Source organism: Mycobacterium sp. 1423905.2 (assembly GCF_001673155.1).
Classification (GTDB): Bacteria; Actinomycetota; Actinomycetes; order Mycobacteriales; family Mycobacteriaceae; genus Mycobacterium.
In genome coordinates, this window is sequence record NZ_LZLE01000151.1 from 1 (window position 1) to 2,837 (window position 2,837).

Below are 2,837 nucleotides of genomic sequence, written 5' to 3' on the forward strand. Positions count from 1 at the left end.
GCCGCCCCGGTCTTGAACACCGCCAGGATCGCCACGACCGCCTCGGCCGACCGCGACATCGGGAGCGCCACCACCGATCCCGCGGTCACGCCTTGCTCGAGCAACCGGTGCGCCAACCGGTTGGCGGCCTCCTCAACCTCCTGGTATGTCAAAGAACGGTCCGCGCACCGCACCGCGACCGCACCGGGCGCACGCGCCACCTGCTCCGCCCATAACGCCGGGATCGACTTCGATGTCGGTGCCGTACGGGTCAATACCGGCCGGTTGCCCCAAACGTCGAGGCACGCAGCCTCGTTCGCATCGAGCAGACCGATCGCGGACAGCCGCTGCGCCGGGTCGGCGGTCATTGCGGCCAGCACCCGTCGGAACCGCGCGACCAACGCCTGGACCCGGTCGGCGTCGAGCACGTCGCTGTCGTATTCGACGCGAAGGCCGAGTTCGGTCCCCGGTAGGGCTTGGATGGTCAGGGGGTAGTGGTTGTAGTCGTGGCGGGTCATCTCGGTGATGGCCAGTCCCTGAGTCGCCGACAATGCGGCGGTGTCGATCGGGAAGTTCTGGTACACGAACAGCGTGTTGAACAGCCGTTCCTGACCGGTGATGCGGTGGACGTCGCGCAGGGCCAAATGCTGGTGCTCGAGTGTGCGGTTCTGGGCAGAGTGCAGCTGGGCGAGCAACTCGGCGGTGGTGGTGGTGGCCGTCATGGTTGCGCGCACCGGAACCGTGTTGATTAACAGCCCGACCATCGAATCCGCGCCGGCCAGTTCGGCCGGCCTCCCCGAGACCGTGGTGCCGAAGGCCACGTCATGCTGACCGGTCAGCCACATCAGCAGCTGCGCCCAAGCGGCCTGCAACACGATATTGACGGTGGTGTGACTGGAGCGCGCCAGTTCGACGACCGCGCGGCTGGTCGGTTCGGACAACCGGAATAGGTCGGCGCTTCGCTGGCCGGGACCTGACCGCTGCGCTGGACCCACCAACGTGGGAGTGTCGAAGTTCGCCAACGCTTCTCGCCACGCCGCCTGGGCGGCAGCGACGTCGCGATCGGTCAACCAGGTGACGAACCGGCGGAACGGCGCCGGTGCGGGCAGCCGCTGCTGGTGATACGCGGTGAAGATCTCCCGCAGCACGATCGGCATCGACCAGCCGTCGGCCACGATGTGGTGATTGGTCAACACCAACCGGTGTTGGTCTGCGCCGGTGCGGATCAAAGTCGCGCGGAATGCCGGCGGATCGGTCAGGTCGCAGACCGCGGTACGCTCGGCCGCGCATAGCCGCCGAATGTGCTCATCGAAGTCGAGCGCGGCACCGTCCAGTTCGAGGTACCGCCACCAACATTGCGGGTCGGCCGGAATGAGCTGCACCGGTTCGTCGAACTGGTCGCAGAATCGGGCCGCCAGGTTGGGATGCCGGGTGGTGACGGTCTGCACCGCGTTCCGCAACCGGTCCGGGTCGAGGGCACCGGTGACCTGCAAGTCCAGTTGCACCGCGTACGCGTCGTCGTTAACCGCCGCAGTGCTGGCATGGAAGAGCAACCCTTGCTGCATCGGGGTCAACGGCAGCAGATCGGCGACGCGGAACTGCCGCTGCAAGTCGTCAATCTCGTGTTGGCGCAACCGTGTCGGGGCGATATCGGAGGGTGTCAGCCCGCCGCCACCGCGGCGGACATGCGCAACGATCCCCCGCAACGCGTCGAACCACAGCTCCGCCAACCGCGCGACCTGGTCCCCATCAACGACCGACGGAGCCCACATCCAGGCGGCATGCAGATGCGGACCGGCATCGGTGTCGACGGTGACGGCGTTGACTTCCACGGTGTGCGTCAGCGGTATGGGCAAGTCGGCGTTACCGTTACCCGAGCCCAGCCCACTGACGCTCCAAGCGTTCTCAGTGTCGTACGTGGTCGCACCGAGGCGCCCGAGATAGTTGAATCCGATGGGTGGGTCGGACCGGGGCAGATCGACGTCGGCGTTGAGGTAGCGCAACAGGCCATAGGTCAACGGCTCCGGAAGGTCACGAAGGTGTTCTTTGACGGTCTTGATCACCGCGCCGAGCGCCGACTCACCGGCCACCACCTGCGCCCAGCTCAGCTCCCCCACGGCCAGCATGACGGGATACTTGGCCGTGAACCACCCGACGGTGCGGGACAGGTCGACGCTGCCGGCCACCGTTTCTTCCCGCCCATGGCCTTCGATGTCAACGCCGATGGGTGCGCCGCCATTGCCGAGGAACTCAGCCCAGGCTAGGCCGAAGGCGACCAACAAAATGTCCTGCACGCCAGCGTGAAACGCCGCCGGCACGTCGCGGAGCAGCAACCGAGTGGTGTCGGGATCCAGCGACAACGACAGGCGGCCGGCGGTGGCCAACGTATCGGCCGTCGGCCGCGGCAGGGCGGCCGGAACCGCCGACACGCGCCGCCAGGTGTCGGCTTTGTCGACCACCGCCGCGGAAGTGGCGTGGTCGCTGAGCAGCGACGCCCAGCGCCGAAACGACGTTCCCGTCGGCGGCAGCTCCACTGGTAGGCCGCCGCGCCGCTGCGACCACGCAAGGTTGATGTCGTGCAGCAGGATTCGCCACGACACTCCGTCGATGGCCAAGTGCTGCACGATGAGCGCCAACTGCCTGGTGTCGGGCACCCACAGCGCGCTGAGCATGACCGATTCGGCCGGGTTCAACCGCAAGCGAGCCTGCCGCAGCGCCTCATCTGACAATGCGGGGACCGACTGCAGGCAGTCGTCCGCGCGCACGGCACCCACCCCGGCCACCCAGGCTCGACCGTCGTCGATCCGCAACCGCAACATGGCATGCCGATCCAGGAGAGCCTGCAGCAGCACGACGAC

Annotated in this window: 1 protein-coding gene; it reads right to left on the reverse strand. The window is 67.4% G+C overall.

What is annotated here, in order from left to right; all coding sequences use genetic code 11:
* A partial coding sequence (locus A9W95_RS08560; protein ID WP_156746081.1) for a condensation domain-containing protein occupies positions 1 to 2,837 on the reverse strand: 2,837 nt, incomplete at both ends.